The sequence below is a fragment of the Sphaerisporangium fuscum genome (assembly GCF_018531465.1).
In the GTDB taxonomy this organism is placed as follows: domain Bacteria; phylum Actinomycetota; class Actinomycetes; order Streptosporangiales; family Streptosporangiaceae; genus Sphaerisporangium; species Sphaerisporangium fuscum.
Genome location: NZ_JAHDTF010000030.1, coordinates 33666 through 48701 on the forward strand (window position 1 = coordinate 33666; position 15036 = coordinate 48701).

The 15036-nt window shown below is 72.5% G+C and carries 14 protein-coding genes; 9 read left to right on the forward strand and 5 right to left on the reverse strand.

Translation table 11 applies throughout. The features are described from left to right. Positions 1–63: 63 nt before the first annotated feature. From KIK05_RS33645 to KIK05_RS33660, 4 genes are read left to right on the forward strand one after another with little or no spacing between them, the layout of a single operon-like run. Positions 64–972, forward strand: coding sequence for an ABC transporter ATP-binding protein (locus KIK05_RS33645; RefSeq protein ID WP_214414885.1), 909 nt, complete (start codon positions 64–66; stop codon positions 970–972). Next, complete coding sequence (locus tag KIK05_RS33650; RefSeq protein WP_214414886.1) at positions 965–1852, forward strand: ABC transporter permease; 888 nt, start codon at positions 965–967, stop codon at positions 1850–1852. The genes KIK05_RS33645 and KIK05_RS33650 overlap by 8 nt, the downstream gene beginning before the upstream one ends. Next, on the forward strand, positions 1849–2766 hold the full coding sequence (locus KIK05_RS33655) for an ABC transporter ATP-binding protein (protein ID WP_214414887.1): 918 nt from the start codon (positions 1849–1851) through the stop codon (positions 2764–2766). Before KIK05_RS33650 ends, KIK05_RS33655 begins: the two co-directional genes overlap by 4 nt. Continuing rightward, a complete protein-coding gene (locus KIK05_RS33660) occupies positions 2763–3479 on the forward strand; it encodes an ABC transporter permease (protein ID WP_214414888.1) in 717 nt (238 codons plus the stop codon). Before KIK05_RS33655 ends, KIK05_RS33660 begins: the two co-directional genes overlap by 4 nt. Positions 3480–3494: 15 nt before the next feature. Here KIK05_RS33660 and KIK05_RS33665 read toward each other — a convergent pair whose 3' ends face one another. The 4 genes from KIK05_RS33665 to rplM all read right to left on the reverse strand — a co-directional run bounded on the left by KIK05_RS33665 (position 3495) and on the right by rplM (position 6358). Next, positions 3495–3866, reverse strand: coding sequence for a hypothetical protein (locus KIK05_RS33665; protein WP_214414889.1), 372 nt, complete (start codon positions 3864–3866; stop codon positions 3495–3497). 114 nt (positions 3867–3980) lie between these two features. Continuing rightward, a complete protein-coding gene (glmM, locus tag KIK05_RS33670) occupies positions 3981–5342 on the reverse strand; it encodes a phosphoglucosamine mutase (RefSeq protein WP_214414890.1) in 1362 nt (453 codons plus the stop codon). Further along, the gene (rpsI, locus tag KIK05_RS33675) at positions 5339–5863 is read right to left on the reverse strand and encodes a 30S ribosomal protein S9 (protein ID WP_214414891.1); all 525 of its coding nucleotides are present in this window, start codon (positions 5861–5863) and stop codon (positions 5339–5341) included. Before rpsI ends, glmM begins: the two co-directional genes overlap by 4 nt. Positions 5864–5914: 51 nt before the next feature. Beyond that, positions 5915–6358 carry a 50S ribosomal protein L13 gene (gene rplM / locus KIK05_RS33680; protein WP_214414892.1) on the reverse strand — a complete coding sequence of 148 codons (444 nt, stop codon included), beginning with the start codon at positions 6356–6358 and terminating at the stop codon, positions 5915–5917. 377 nt (positions 6359–6735) lie between these two features. On the opposite strand from rplM, the gene KIK05_RS33685 reads away from it, so the two are divergent. From KIK05_RS33685 to KIK05_RS33705, 5 genes are all read left to right on the forward strand, one after another. Beyond that, a complete protein-coding gene (locus KIK05_RS33685) occupies positions 6736–7497 on the forward strand; it encodes a CAP domain-containing protein (protein ID WP_214414893.1) in 762 nt (253 codons plus the stop codon). Between the two features lie 35 nt (positions 7498–7532). Continuing rightward, positions 7533–8882 carry a hypothetical protein gene (locus KIK05_RS33690; RefSeq protein ID WP_214414894.1) on the forward strand — a complete coding sequence of 450 codons (1350 nt, stop codon included), beginning with the start codon at positions 7533–7535 and terminating at the stop codon, positions 8880–8882. 107 nt (positions 8883–8989) lie between these two features. Next, on the forward strand, positions 8990–12082 hold the full coding sequence (locus KIK05_RS33695) for a hypothetical protein (protein WP_214414895.1): 3093 nt from the start codon (positions 8990–8992) through the stop codon (positions 12080–12082). Positions 12083–12162: 80 nt separating this feature from the next. After that, a complete protein-coding gene (locus KIK05_RS33700; RefSeq protein WP_214414896.1) occupies positions 12163–12756 on the forward strand; it encodes a TetR/AcrR family transcriptional regulator in 594 nt (197 codons plus the stop codon). Positions 12757–12840: 84 nt separating this feature from the next. Continuing rightward, complete coding sequence (locus tag KIK05_RS33705; RefSeq protein WP_214414897.1) at positions 12841–14046, forward strand: MFS transporter; 1206 nt, start codon at positions 12841–12843, stop codon at positions 14044–14046. Here the strand turns inward: KIK05_RS33705 and truA are convergent. Then, positions 14036–14920 carry a tRNA pseudouridine(38-40) synthase TruA gene (gene truA / locus KIK05_RS33710; RefSeq protein ID WP_372455630.1) on the reverse strand — a complete coding sequence of 295 codons (885 nt, stop codon included), beginning with the start codon at positions 14918–14920 and terminating at the stop codon, positions 14036–14038. The two genes, KIK05_RS33705 and truA, sit on opposite strands and share 11 nt — an antisense overlap. Between the last annotated feature and the right edge of the window lie 116 nt (positions 14921–15036).

A 15036-nucleotide genomic window follows, 5' to 3' on the forward strand; every position in this document is an offset into this window, starting at 1 on the left:
CGAGGCTCGAACTCCTCCGTCCGGCCGAGGAATCCTCACCGCGCACTTGGATAGTGTCCGGTCATGACCATCCTCGCCACCGAGGGACTCACCAAGCGCTTTCCCCGGGTGACGGCCCTCGACCGTCTCACCGTCAGTGCGGGGCCGGGCGTCACCGGCCTGGTCGGCGCCAACGGCGCGGGGAAGTCCACGCTCATCAAGATCCTGCTCGGGCTGCTGCCGCCGACGGAGGGCAGGGCCACCGTCCTCGGCATGGACCCCGCCACGCAGGCCCTCGACATCCGGCGTGCCGTCGGCTACATGCCCGAGCACGACTGCCTGCCGCCCGACATGTCGGCGACCGAGTTCACCGTCCACATGGCCCAGATGTCCGGCCTGCCGCGCGGCGCCGCCCGCGAGCGCGCCGCCGACACCCTGCGCCACGTCGGGCTGCATGAGGAGCGCTACCGCCCCATCGGGGGCTACTCCACCGGCATGCGGCAGCGGGTGAAGCTCGCCCAGGCCCTGGTGCACGACCCCAAGGCCGTCTTCCTCGACGAGCCCACCAACGGCCTCGACCCGCAGGGCCGCGACGACATGCTGGCCCTCATCCGGCGCATCGGCGGCGAGTTCGGCATCAGCGTGGTGGTCACCTCCCACCTGCTCGGGGAGCTGGAGCGCGTCTGCGACCACGTCATCGTGATCGACGGGGGGCGCCTGCTCCGCTCGTCGTCCATCGGCGAGTTCACCCAGGCCACGCAGTCCATCACCGTCGAGGTCGAGGAGGGCCAGGAGCGGCTCGCCGAGGCCCTCACGTCGACGGGCCAGCAGGTCGCACTGCACGGACGCCTGCTCACGGTCGAGGTCGCCTCTCCGGCCACCTTCGACGCCGTCCGCGACGCCGTGTGCGACCTCGACCTGTCCCTCGTCCGGCTCGAACAGGGCCGCCACCGCATCGAGGACGTCTTCAGGGAGGAGGCCGCCGGTGTCTGAGACCGTACCGGCGCCCACCGGCGTCATCCACGACATCGGCTACCGGCACTACGACGGCCGGCGCCTCGGCCGGGGGCACGCCTTCACGGCGCTCACCGTCCACAGCCTGCGCGGCGTGTACGGCCTGGGCCGCCCGGCGCGCGCGAAGATCATGCCGTTCCTGCTGGCCGGGACCATGATGCTGCCCGCGGTGGTGTCGATCGCGATCATGGCGTTGATCAAGCGGCCCGGCATCCCCTACCCGGCGTACGCCGTCACGATGCAGGCCGTGCTCGCGGTCTTCCTGGCCGCCCAGTCGCCCTACCTCGTCGCGCCCGACCTCCGCTTCCGGGTGCTCCCGCTGTACCTGTCCCGGCCGTCGACGTCGGCCGACTACGTCGCCGCCAAGCTCTCGGCCATGGCGATCGCCGTCTTCCTGCTGATCGCCGTGCCGCTCACCACGCTGTACGTGGGCGAGCTGGTCGTCGACCCGCCGGGCCCCCCGCACACCGGCGACTACCTGGCCGCGCTGGCCACCTCGGTGATCTACGCGGTGCTGCTGGCGTCCGTCGGGGTCGCGCTGGCGTCGTTCACGCCCAGACGCGGGCTCGGCGTGGCCTCGGTCATCGCCGTCTACCTGCTGTCGTCGGCCGTGTCCGCGGTCATGGCGGGGGTGCTGATGTCGGTGAGCCGCGACTCCGCCGCGGCCTGGGCCTGGCTGATCAACCCGTTCTTCCTCGTGGACGCCGTGCAGGTGTGGCTCTTCGGCACCACCCCGAACAACGGCGGCGACTACCCGCCGGGGATCGGCGGCCCGATCGCCGCGCTCGCCGTGGTCGCGGTCGTCGCCGTGTGCGTGTCCGCCCTCGTCCTCCGCTACCGCAAGGCGGCCGCGTCGTGAACATCGAACTCCGCCAGGTCTCCCGCTGGTACGGCAACGTGGTCGCCGTCAACGACGTCACGATGACGATCGGCCCCGGCGTCACCGGCCTGCTCGGCCCCAACGGCGCCGGCAAGTCCACCCTGCTCCACATGATGGCCGGGTTCCTCTCGCCCTCCACCGGTACGGCCACGCTCGATGGCAAGCCGATCTGGCGCAACCACCAGATCTACCGCTCCATCGGCCTGGTCCCCGAGCGGGAAGCGGTGTACGGCTTCCTCACCGGCTGGCAGTTCGTGCTGTCCAGCGCCCGCCTGCACCGTCTGCCGGCCCCCGAGGACGCCGCCGCGAAGGCGCTGGCCATGGTCGAGATGGAGAGCGCCAAGGACCGCCGCGTCGAGACCTACTCCAAAGGCATGCGCCAGCGCGTGAAGGTCGCCGCCGCGCTGGTCCACGACCCGCGGGTGCTGCTGCTGGACGAGCCGTTCAACGGCATGGACCCCCGTCAGCGCCTCCATCTGATGGACCTGGTCAGGCGGCTGGGCTCCGAGGGTCGCACCATCCTGTTCAGCTCCCACATCCTGGAGGAGGTCGAGCGGGTCGCCCAGCAGATCGAGGTGCTCGTCGCGGGGCGGCACGCCGCCTCCGGCGACTTCCGCGAGATCCGCCGGCGCATGACCGACCGGCCCCACCTGTTCCACGTGCGCTCCAGCGACGACAGGCGCCTCGCCGCCGCCCTGATCGCCGACCCCTCCTCCGGCGCCGTCTCCCTCGGAGAGGCCGGCCTGGAGGTGCAGGCCCTCGACTACGGCAGGTTCACCTGGCTGCTCCCCCGGGTGGCCCGCGACGCCGGGGTGAGCGTGTGGCAGGTCTCCCCCGCCGACGAGGACCTCGAAAGCGTCTTCTCCTACCTGATCTCCGGGAGCACCCGATGAACTCCGTCGTCGCCGGCATCACCTACCGCGCCGTGCTGGGGCGCCGCAGGGTGCTTCTGCTGCTCCTGCTCCCCCTCGTGCTGATCGGCCTCGCCGTACTGCTGCGGGCCGTCGGCAGCACCGACGAGAACGCCGCCGTCAAGCTCATGCAGGTCTACGCGATCGGCACCATGCTGCCGCTGCTCGGCCTGATCGCCGGCACGGGCACGATCGCGCCCGAGATCGACGACGGCACCATCATCCACCTGCTGTCCAAGCCGATCTCCCGGCCGGTCATCGCCGTCACGAAGTTCGTCGTGGCCGCGTCGATGCTCGTGGTCTTCGCCGCCGTGCCGACCTTCCTCGCCGCGTACCTGCTCATCGGCGACGAGGCCGGCATCGCGCCCGGGTTCGCGCTCGGCGCCCTGATCGGCGGCGTCGCCTACGCCGCGGTGTTCCTGCTGCTCGGCGTGCTCACGCGGCACGCGGTGACGATCGGCATCATCTACGCGGTGGTCTGGGAGAACCTCGTCGGCGGCTACGTGCCGGGGGCGCGCAACTTCTCGATTCAGCAGTGGGCACAGACCTTCGCCGCGCAGGTCAGCACGTCGGGCTTCTTCAAGGCATCGGTCGGCATGGGCTTCGCCGTCCCCGCGGTGATCATCGTGACCGTCGGCTCGGTGGTGTGGGCGGGCCAGCGCCTGCGCTCGCTGTCGCTGACCGGCGACGAGTGAGCCGGGCCCGGCCCCTCAGCGGCGGAACATCAGCCGCACGGTGACGCCGATCGCCACGCAGCCGACCGAGAACACCATCAGCAGCGTCGAGACCGCGAATCCGAGCACCCACAGGCCGCTGCCGCCGGGGTCGGCGTGCATGCCCTGCCACAGCGCCACGACCGGTTGCGGCGCCGTGAACGGCACCAGCGTGGCCACCGCCCCCTTGACGGAGGTCAGGACCCCGAGCACGAGCCCGCCGAGCAGGATCGCCGCGCACACCCAGGGGTACCCCAGCGAGCGGAAGAAATCGCCGTCGGTGCCGGTGGCGGCGAGCACCCACGTCGACAGCGCGCCCACGACGAGCGAAACGACGGCTATCAGCTGGTGCCTATGCCTCTGGACCACGAGCAGCCACCCTAAATCACCTGGAAGGTCCACCGATTCCGACGGCGCCTGAAAAGAAAGAGGCGGAGCCCACGATGAGGTGGACCCCGCCTTCGTTCGCGGGCGGTGCGGCTCTCAGGCGCAGGTCGCGCGCACCACTTCGGCCAGCGTGGCCGCGATGCGCTCGGCTTCCTCCTGGGACTCCGCCTCGACCATGACCCGGACCATCGGCTCTGTGCCGCTCGGCCGGATGACCACCCGTCCGCTGTCGCCGAGGGACTCCTCGGCGGCGGCCACGGCCGCGGCCAGCTCCGGCGAGGTCGCCGCCTTGGCCTTGGAGACGTCCTTGACGTTCACCAGCACCTGGGGAAGGCGCGTCATCACCGACACCAGGTCGGCCAGGGACTGTCCGGACCGGGCCACCTCGGCCAGCAGGTGCAGCGAGGTGAGCAGGCCGTCACCGGTGGTGGCGTGGTCGAGCATCACGACGTGGCCCGACTGCTCGCCGCCCAGGTTGTACCCCCCGGCCTTCATGGCCTCGAGGACGTACCGGTCGCCGACGGCGGTCTCCACCATGGTGAGCCCGGCCTTCTTCAAAGCGATCTTGAAGCCGAGGTTGGACATGATGGTGGCGACGACGGTGTCCTCGGCGAGCGTGCCGGCCGAATGCATGGCCAGCGCGAGGACCGCCATGATCTGGTCGCCGTCGACCACCTCGCCGGACGACGTCACCGCCAGGCAGCGGTCGGCGTCTCCGTCGTAGGCGACGCCGGCGTCGGCCCCGCTCTCCACGACGGCCTCGCGCAGCGCGTCCAGATGGGTGGACCCGACGCCCTCGTTGATGTTGAGGCCGTCGGGGGAGGCGCCGATCGTCTCCACGACCGCGCCCGCGCGCAGCAGCGCCTCGGGGGCGACCATGTGCGCGGCGCCGTGCGCGCAGTCGACGATCACGCGCAGGCCGTCGAGCCGGTTCGGCACCGTGGTCAGCACGTGGGAGACGTATCTGTCGGCCTCACCGTAGGCGTCGCGCACGCGGCCGACCGCTGCGCCCACCGGGCGGTTCCACTTCTCGCCGAGCCGCTGCTCGATGTCGTTCTCGACCGCATCGGGCAGCTTGAAGCCGCCCCGGGCGAAGAACTTGATCCCGTTGTCCGGGGCGGGGTTGTGGGACGCCGACAGCATGACGCCGAGGTCGGCCCCGAGGGCCGAGGTGAGGTAGGCGACGGCCGGGGTGGGCAGCACGCCGAGGCGCAGCACGTCCACTCCGGACGACGCGAGGCCGGCGACCACGGCGGCCTCGAGGAATTCCCCCGAGGCACGCGGGTCCCGGCCCACGACGGCGACCGGGCGGCCACGCCGCCCGACGCTCGACTCGAACGCGCCGGCATCGCCGAGGACGTGAGCCGCCGCGACCGAGAGGTCCATGGCGAGCTCGGCCGTGAGGTCGCGACCCGCGACCCCACGAACCCCGTCGGTGCCGAAAAGGCGGCCCGTCAACGCTTGCTGTACTGAGGAGCCTTACGGGCCTTCTTGAGGCCGTACTTCTTCCGCTCCTTGACCCTCGCGTCACGGGTCAGGAAGCCGGCCTTCTTCAGCGGCGGGCGGTTGACCTCGGTGTCGAGCGCGGTCAGCGCGCGGGCGAGGCCCATGCGCAGGGCACCGGCCTGACCGGTCACGCCGCCACCGTCGATGCGGGCGTAGACGTCGAACTGGTCCTCGGCGCCGAGCGTCACGAAGGGCTCGTTGACGATCTGCTGGTGGACCTTGTTCGGAAAGTAGTTGTCCAGCGAGCGACCGTTGATGGTCCACTTGCCGGTGCCGGGCACGATGCGTACCCGGGCGATCGCTTCCTTGCGACGGCCGGTGCCGTACGAGTTGCCCGTGGTGATGGGCTTACGCGCGGCGACCTCGCTGCTGGGAGCGGATTCGCTGGTGTATTCGGACGGGAACTCCTCGGAGTGGTCCGCAATGTCCAGCTCACCCTCGAAGGGCGTCTCGACACCGGTGGGCTCGGCCACGGTTCTCCTCTAACTTTCGATCTTGGCGTCAGCCGTCGGCCAACGGTGCTACTACTGGGCGACCTGGGTGATCTCGAACGGCACCGGCTGCTGAGCCTGGTGCGGGTGCTCGGAACCGGCGTAGACCTTGAGCTTCTTGGCCATCTTCCGGCCGAGGGAGTTCTTCGGGAGCATGCCCTTCACGGCCTTCTCCACGGCCCGTTCCGGCCGCTTCTCGAGCAGCTCGCTGTAGGTCACGGAGCGCAGACCGCCCGGGTAGCCCGAGTGGCGGTACGCCTTCTTCTGCTCCAGCTTGTTGCCGGTCAGGGCCACCTTGTCGGCGTTGATGACGATGACGAAGTCACCGGTGTCGACGTGCGGCGCGAAGATCGGCTTGTGCTTACCGCGGAGCAGCGTCGCGACCTGGGTGGCCAGCCGACCCAGCACGACGTCGGTGGCGTCGATGACGTACCACTGACGCTGTACGTCGGTGGCCTTAGGGGTGAACGTGCGCACGGTGGTAAGCCTTCTGTCGGATTGACATCTCTCGGTAGGTCGTGGGCGGGCGCACGACAGCCCAGACCTTCCGTCTCCACGAGCAGGGAGATGACGCCGGACAGCGCCGCGCATCGGTCACGACGGACCGATCCACACACAACAAATGAGCAGACTACCGGTAGTCACAGGCGTGGGTCAAAATGAAGGCACCGACGCTGAAGCTTCCCACCGGGTCCGCGGCATCAGTGTACTGGGCGATCGAAGCAATGCCTCAACGAAAACCGGTCTCTTTCGTCTCTTCTTTAACATGAGCCGATCTCCCTATATTTGACAGCGGTATGTGTCAGCCCCCTAACAACAGGCACACCCAGCGGTCCCCCCGTCGGCGGGCCCACGTGGGTCTGTTGGCGTGCCTCACGGCGGCCCTGCTGGCCGCCGTCGTGATCTCGCGGCTCGACGCCTCCCACCACACCACCGACGAGCTCTACCTCAGCACCGGCCCTCCTCCCGCCTCACCTCGCCAGATGCTCGCCGCCCCGAGGGCGTCCAGCCAGGCGGCCGCGACCGACCTGCCCGAGCTCGGCCACGTCGCGCGGCCCAGCGCGCGCCCCGGCACCGCGCGGGTGCGGCCGGAGCCCACGCCCACGGCCACCAAGCGGCGCGACATCATCGACGGCTCGGGGTCGGACACCTCGGCCGGCACCACCGTCGGCGCGGCGGTCGGCCCGGACGAGGCCGGGCCCGACGACAGCGGGGGCGCCCAGGACGGCCCTCCCGCCGCCCAGCTGGAGGCGGCGGCGGTCCGCCTCACCAACCAGGAACGCGTCAAGCGGGGGTGTGGGCCGCTGCGGGTCGACCCCCGCCTGGCCCGCGCGGCGCGGCAGCACAGTCTCGACATGGCCACCCGCGACTATTTCGGACACACCTCTCCGGGCGGCCAGAGCCCCTGGGACCGCATGGCCCGCGCCGGATACGCCAACAGCGCCGCCGAGAACATCGCCCGCGGCTACCAGTCCGCGGAGGAAGCCGTCAGAGGCTGGATGTCGAATCCGGGACATCGCCGGAACATCCTGAACTGCCAGATCAGGACCGTCGGGGTGGGCGTCGCCTACGGTTCCGGCGACACTTGGTGGACTCAGGATTTCGGTTATTCCTGACCTGTCATGTCACGCCGCCGGGCTAGTCTCGGCGCATGGGTTACCCCGGGGATCGACAGCCACGCCGCCAGCCTTACCGCCCGTACGAAACCGGCCGGCCTGCAGGTGACCTCCGGCCGGAGGCGCAGCCGCACGAGCACGCCGCCGAACCCCCGGCATGGCCGGGCTCCGACGACCGCGACCCCACCCAGCGCCCCTGGTCACGCGCCGAGGAGCCTCAGGGCCGACCGCAGGGCGCCCCCTCCGGAGGCGATCTCTGGTCGCGGGGCCAGGCTCCCGAACGGCAGGCCGGCCCGGCCACCGAAACCCGGCAGCAGCCGCGTGGTCTCTTCGAGCCGTACGGGGAGGCCCGCCCCTCCGGGCCGCAGCGAGGGGCCTTCGAGCCCCCCTCGGGCTCCGAGACGCGGCAGTCGCCGTCCTTCGAGGGCCTCGGACGCCCGGCGTTCGAGGGCTCGCGCACGCCGGGCCGTCCTTTCGCGGAGGGCACGCCGGGCCACCCGTACGCCGAGGGCACGACGGGCCGTCCGTACGCCGGTGAGGGGCCGGCCGCCACGCCGTCCGGCCCGGGGAACGACGAGGCCGTGAAGACCGAGGAGCCCTCGGCCAAGCCGCCGGCGGAGAGGCGGCGGAGCGAGCCCGAGCCCGCACCCCGGCAGTCGCGGGCCCCGATCTTCGTCGCGGGTGGCGTCCTCGCCCTCATCGTCGCGGTGGTCGTGGCCGTCGTCGTCATGAGCCGCAGCGGCGGCACCGCCGACCTCGCCTCCCCGGCGCGCCCGACCGGCCACGCCTCGGCTCCGCTGCCGCTGGTGGGTGGCAACGGCGACAAGTACGGCCTGGCGGCCTCGCGCAAGACCGACCCCCAGCCGCTCACCCTGAAAGAGATCTTCGGCCAGAAGAAGGTCACCGTGCACGGCAGCCCGTACTACATGACCGTGTCGCGCTCCGACAAGAAGTGCAAGGACGCCGTCCACGGCGCCGACATCCAGAAGGCCCTCAAGGCCGGCGACTGCACGCAGTTCCTGCGCGCCAGCTTCCGCGACAGGGCCGGCAAGCTCATCGGCACCGTCGGCGTGGCCAACCTCAAGAACGTGGCGGCGGTGAAGAAGGCCGAGAAGGCCGCCAGCGGAAGCGAGCTGAAGGACTACGTCAGCCCGCTGCAGGGCAAGGACTCGGCGACCAAGATGCTCGGGGGCGCCGGCGACTCCTTCGCCACCGCCTGGCCACAGGGGCACTACCTGGTCATGCTGTGGTTCCAGTACAAGGACGGGCACAAGCCGTCGAAGGCCGAGCTGAAGCAGCTGAACCGCGCGGCCGTCGGCATCACCGAGAACACGGTCTTCACCGCCCTGGACACCCGCGCGCTCACCGGCGCACGAAGCAACTGACACCGAAGAGCTCACAAGCGCACATAGCGCTACAAAGATGTGTCGAGCGAGACCGGGAAACGCCCATAGCGGTACTCCGAAGTCCGACTGTGGATACGCTTCCGCGTATGCGTGGCCAGGATTCCCGATCCGAGCACGAACGCGACACCGAGAGCTCGGGGGCTCCGGCAATGCCACCCCCGAGCTTCGGACAGGCGCACCCCCACGTGCCCCGGACCGAGCAGAGCACGACGAACGCCGCCCCCACCGGGGACCCGGCGCGGTTCCGTGACCCGTCCGCGGACCAGCCACAACACCCCGAGGCCGCCGGCCTCGACGGGTGGGCGTCCTCCGGGCGTTTCTCCAGCGAGTACGACTGGTTCCGCGACCCCGACCTCCCCCAGCCCCCGGGCGCCTCCCCCACCGGGTCGGGCCACCCGCCGGGCGCCCCGGGCCCCCTCGCGTCGCCGCAGGACGCTCCCGCCTCGCCGCCGGGGCCCGTCTCCCCCCAGTCGCCCGGCACTGACGACGCACAGCCGATCACCGCCGAGTCCCTCTCCTCCCAGAACCCCGAGGAGACCCAGCGGGTACGACGGCCTTCGGAAAGCGCGCAGACCCCTCCCTCCGCCGCTCCTGGGCCCGGTTCTCCCGCCCCTCTCGGTGCGCCGCCGGCCACCTACCGGCCACAGGACACCTCGCCGTCCCCCGCCGGTACGGCTCCCGGGTTCATCGAGCAGGCCCAGCCGGCCACGAACGCTCCGGGCCCCGTCATGGCCCCCTGGCCCGCACAGGGCTTCCTGCCGCCTCCGGCGGAGCAGCAGCCGCAGGGTCCGGCGGGAGAGATGCACGCCTGGCCCGCGCCGGTCGTCCCGCCGCCCGAGGCGCCTGCGGCCGCCCCTCCGCCCACCGGCCCGTGGTTCCCGCCCCCGGCGGTGTCGTACCGGTCCCAGGACACCGTTCCCGCCGCGCCGGGCGGCGATCCGTCACCCACCATGTGGCGCTCCCCCCAGGACGCCTCCTCCCCTCCGCAGGACGCGGCTCCGGCATCCCAGGCCCCTTGGCAGCCTCCGCAGGACGCCCTCTCAGCCCCACAGCCCTCCTGGCGGCCTCCGCAGGACGCCGCTCCGGCGCCGCAGAACGGCTGGGTCCCCCCGGAGCCCACGGCATCCGCCCCCCAGCAGCCATGGACGCCCGCGCCGCAGGGCCTCGTCCCGCCTCCCCCGTGGACGCCTCCCCAGAACCCGGCCTCCGCGCCGCAGAACAGGTGGGCCGCTCCCCCGGCCGGGCCCGGCCTTCAGACCCCCCAGGACGCCGTCTCCGCCCCTCAGCAGCCCTGGCAGGCGCCCCAGGACCCGTCGCCCACCCAGTACCACCCCTGGCCCGCTCCGCAGAATCCCCGGGAGCGATCGGAGGAGACCGGGCCGCAGGAGCGGCACCACGTCAACATCCCCGTCTGGCCGCCTTCCCCGGACGCGGGGCCCTCCGAGCAGTCCGGCCCCACCGCCGTACAGCCGCACGACGCGCCGGCCGGTGACGAGCCGGGACGACGGCCGACGCCGACCGGGGAGACCACCCCTGGGGAAGGGACGATCCCGCACCCTCCCACCTCGTCACAGTCTCCCGAGCAGGACCCGGCTCCTCACCCGGCACCGCCCGTGCCGGCTCCGGCGCCGGCGCCCGTGGTTCCCGCCCCGTCGCCTCCGCCGGTCCCGGCGCCGGCGGTACCGGCGCCGCGCCCGCCCACGCCCGCCACCGCTCCCGGTCCCGAGACGCCTCCCGTCGAGGGGGCGTCCCGCTCGGAGCCCTCCACGGCTTCCGACGGCGGCGGGGCGCCGTCCGTACCCCGCCCCCAGAGCGGTCCCGCGCCGCAGACGGGCGCCTCCCTGCCTCCCCCGCCGCCGCCCGGCACCCCCCTTCCCCCGGCGCCGGTCACCCTGCCGCACCTGGCGGGCCCGGCCTCACCGCCGGACGAGCGCCCGTCCCCGGCCGGGCCCCCTCCCTACTCCTCCTCGGCCCCGGCACCGAAGGAAGGCGCGAACCCGGCGGCGGACACGAAGGCGCACGCCGGCAAGCCCACACCGGGTACGCCGCTTCCGCCGGCGCCGATGACGAGCGAGGCGTTCCCCGGGCGGAACCCCGAGGCCGGCGCCGCGTCCGGCCCGGCGGACCCCAGGGGCTCGTCCACGCCGGGTGACTCCCCGAACCCTCCGGCCCAGGCTCCGGGCACCGCGCTGCTGCCGGCTCGCGCGCCCGGCACGCCGCTGCCGCCGGCGCCGCGCTCGCTCGAGTCGATGGAGTCCTCTCCGTTCGGGGTGCAACCCGCTCCCGGGCCGTCCTCCCCGAGCACGCCTGGCGGGCCGTTCGGGGGCGAGCGGCCGGCCTCCGGGCCCCCGGCCGAACGCCCCGCCGCCGGACCGGTGCCCGAACGCCCGCCGTTCGTCACCCCGGAGGCCGCCGCGGCCGCCGAGCAGGGGTCGGCCGCGAAGCCGGCGGCGCCGGGCAAGGGCAAGAAGGTCGTCCTCGTCGCCGGCATCGCGGTCGCGGTCGCCGCCATCGGTACGGGGGCCTACTTCGGCTACCGCACCGTCACCCGGGACGCCAAGCAGGTGGCGGCGCCGCCGAACCCGCTTCCGTCGGTGACCGTCGAGCAGTCCGAGCCCGCCGAGCTTCCGTCGAACCAGCCGACCGCCGCCAGCGTGCTCGACTCCGAGAAGACCGACCCGAAGAAGCTCACGGTGAAGGAGGCCTTCGCCAAGCAGCGGGTGACGGTGGGCGGCCGCGCCTACACACGCGCCAAGGTCGACATCACCGGCAAATGCCAGAAGGTCGCGATCGGCAGCTTCGGCAAGGCGCTCAAGCAGCAGAGGTGCAGCCGCGTGCTCAGGGCGACGTACGTCGACGCCAAGCACCACTACGCCGTGACCACCGGCATCGCGGTGTTCCCGACCAGGGAGGCCGCCGTCGCCGCCGACAAGAAGAAGAACCTCGCCAAGACCGTGTGGTTCCGCGGGCTGGCGGGCGCGGCGGGCAGCGGCGCCGACAAGGCCGACATCTCGGGCGGCTACGCGGCGGGGCTCGTCTGGGGGCGCTACATCGTCTTCAGCTTCGCCACCTACAGCGACGGTCACACCCCAACCGCCCAGGAGAAGGACCTCGGCCCGGTCAGCGGCGCGTTCCGCGACTACACGGCCGAGGTCATCGAGAAGCGCGTGACCAAGTGACCCGCCGGGGCCGCGCCGCTCCTCGGGCGCGGACCGCACCGGATTGGACTTCTGGACCGCACGGTTCTAAAGTCGGACCCATGAGCGAGGCACCCGCGCGGCTCGGACGTCCGCGCGCGTTCGACGAAGAACTGGCGCTCGACGCCGTCACCGGGCAGTTCCATGCCCGCGGCTACCACGCGACCACGCTGTCGGACCTGCTCACCGCCACCGGCCTGCACAAGAGCAGCCTCTACGGCGCGTTCGGCGACAAGCACCGGCTCCTGGTGACCGCGCTCGACCGCTACGTGGACAGGCGGATGGAGCTGGCCCGCGCCGACGTCGAGTCCACCCGGTCGCCACTCGAAGGCCTGCGGGTCTACCTGCGGCGGATCGCCGGCGAGGCGGTGACCGGTCGCGGATGCCTCACCGCCAATACGGCGATGGAGTTGCTGCCGGGCGACGAGGAGGTCGCGCGCATCGTCGAACGGCACCAGCGGCTCACCAGAGATCTCATGGCGGCCGCCCTCGACCGGGCCAAGACCGAGGGCGAGGTGGCGCCCGAACGGCCGACGGTGAGCCTCGCCCGGTACCTCTACGTCTCCATGGAAGGACTGTGGGAGCTCGGGCGCACCGAGGCCCGGATCGAGGTCCTGCACGACATCGTCGACCTGACCATACGCGCGCTGCGCTGAGGTTCCCCACCTCCGCCCATCGAGGGCCTCTCACGTCTTCGCGCGCCCTAATTTAGGACCGCACGGTCCGGAAATGAGGTGACCATGAAGCGGGTCCTGCCGCTCACCCTCGGGTCGCTCGCCCTCGGCCTGGACGCCTACGTCGTCGCCGGGATACTCCCGGTCGTCGGGCACGATCTACACACCACCACCTCCGCGGCCGGGCAGCTGGTGACCGTCTTCACGCTGTCCTACGGCCTGCTGTCCCCCGTCTTCGCGACGCTGCTGGCGCGAAGGCCCGTCCGGATGGTGCTGCTGGCGGCCCTGGCCGTGTTCACCGCGGGCAACCTGCTCAGCGCCGTCGCCGGATCGTTCGCCCTGCTGCTGGTGTCCCGCGCGGTCGCGGGCCTCGGCGCGGGGGTGTACTCGCCGATGGCCGCCGCCGCGGCCGCCGGACTCGTCCCGCCCGAACGACGGGGCCGCGCGCTCGCACTGGTCACCGCCGGGATGACCGTCGGGGCCGCCGCGGGCGTGCCCCTGGGCCTGACGCTGGCCGAGAGCACCGGATGGCGCTCGACGATGTGGCTGATCACAGGGCTCGGGGTAGTCGCCATGGCGGGAGTCGCCTCGCTCCTCCCCGCCGGCACCCCGGCGAGCCCACCCCCGCTGCGGGCCCGCCTCGCCGTGCTCACCGACCGGCGGGTGGTCGCGGTCGCCGCCGTCATGCTGCTCGCCGCGGCGGCCAGTGTCGGGCTGTACACCTACATCGCCCCGCTCATGGCCGCCACGCTCCACGTGACCGAGCTGTCACACCATCTGTGGCTCTGGGGCCTCGGCGGGCTGGTCGGCAGCCAGCTGGTGGGGGTCCTCGTCGACGCCTGGCGCGACACCCGGGCCCTGGTCAGCGTGATCCTCGGCGTCCTGGGCGTCACGCTGGCGGTCTTCCCGTTCGTCGCGACCACCGGTCCCGGCGCGACGGTCGCGCTGCTGGTCTGGGGCGCGCTCGGCTGGGGATGCCTCGCCCCGCAGATCCACCGGATGCTCGCGCTGCGCGGCGCGGACGGCCCCCTCGCCGTCTCGCTCAACTCCTCGGCGCTCTACCTCGGCAGCGCGGTGGGCGCGGGCGTGGGCGGCGCGCTCATCGGCGCCGGGCTGGCGGTGACCACCCTCGCGATGCTGTACGGCGCGGTCGCGCTCACCGTGGCGCTGCTCAACCTGTTCCTCACCCCGGCCTCCGCCGCCCGCAGGCCGGCCACGGCCCTCCCGCCGCGCGGCGAGCCCGCGTGCGCAGGCCGGACGGTCAGCGGGTGAGGGTGCGCACGCGGCGGGTCAGCTCGGCACGGCGGGTCAGCTCGGCGCCGTCCGGGTAGCGCACCTCCTCAAGGCACAGGCCGTGCGCCGGGGCGACGTTCACGCCCGAGTCGCGTACGGCCTTGGCCAGCACCTGCCCGGGCCAGTCGACCGGCCGCAGCCCCTCCCCGACCGCCAGCAGCGATCCCACCAGGGCACGCACCATCGAATGGCAGAACGCGTCGGCGACCACCGTCGCCACGAGCAGCCCCTCGTCGTCCCGGACCCATTCGAGCCGCTGGAGCTCGCGGATGGTGGTCGCACCGTCGCGCCTCTTGCAGAACGCGGCGAAGTCGTGCTCCCCGAGCAGGCGGCCGGCGGCGGCGTTCATGAGGTCCACGTCCAGCGGGCGCGGGTACCACACGACCTCCCGCCTGCGCAGGGGGTCGCCGCCCCCCACGGCATCGCAGACGCGGTAGGCGTAGCGGCGGGAGAGCGCGGAGAACCGGGCGTCGAAGCCCTCAGGAGCCTCTGTCACGCGATGAACCCGCACATCCGGGGGCAGTACCCCGGCCAGGCGCCTGGTGAGCCTCAGGAGCCGTTCAGGGGTGCCGAGGGTCTCCTCGGAGCCGCTCCTGCGGCTCTCCACGGCGCTGAGAGCCTCCACCGGGAGATCCACGTGCGCGACCTGGCCACGGGCGTGCACCCCGGCGTCCGTACGACCGGCGACGGTCAGAGAGGGAACCGGATCCAGGCGCAGGATACGGCCGAGCGCCGATTCGAGCTCGCCCTGGACGGTGCGTCGCCCGGGTTGCCGTGCCCAGCCGGAGAACTCGGTGCCGTCGTACCCGAGGTCCAGCCGAAGCCGGATCGTCCGCGGCTCCACCTCGGCCACGCCGATCCCTCCCCTCACCAGCTCTGCCTGTGGAAACTGACTGTGGAAACAACGCGAAGGGCCCAGCACACCGGTCGGTGCGCTGGGCCCGTTCACGATCGAACAACGGCCGGGAG

What these genes read in the sequence shown, in the direction of transcription:
- KIK05_RS33645 (WP_214414885.1), top strand. Translation starts at nt 64, where the DNA reads ATGACCATCCTCGCCACCGAGGGACTCACCAAGCGCTTTCCCCGGGTG.
- KIK05_RS33660 (WP_214414888.1), top strand. Translation starts at nt 2,763, where the DNA reads ATGAACTCCGTCGTCGCCGGCATCACCTACCGCGCCGTGCTGGGGCGC.
- KIK05_RS33690 (WP_214414894.1), top strand. Translation starts at nt 7,533, where the DNA reads ATGGGTTACCCCGGGGATCGACAGCCACGCCGCCAGCCTTACCGCCCG.
- KIK05_RS33695 (WP_214414895.1), top strand. Translation starts at nt 8,990, where the DNA reads ATGCGTGGCCAGGATTCCCGATCCGAGCACGAACGCGACACCGAGAGC.
- KIK05_RS33700 (WP_214414896.1), top strand. Translation starts at nt 12,163, where the DNA reads ATGAGCGAGGCACCCGCGCGGCTCGGACGTCCGCGCGCGTTCGACGAA.
- KIK05_RS33705 (WP_214414897.1), top strand. Translation starts at nt 12,841, where the DNA reads ATGAAGCGGGTCCTGCCGCTCACCCTCGGGTCGCTCGCCCTCGGCCTG.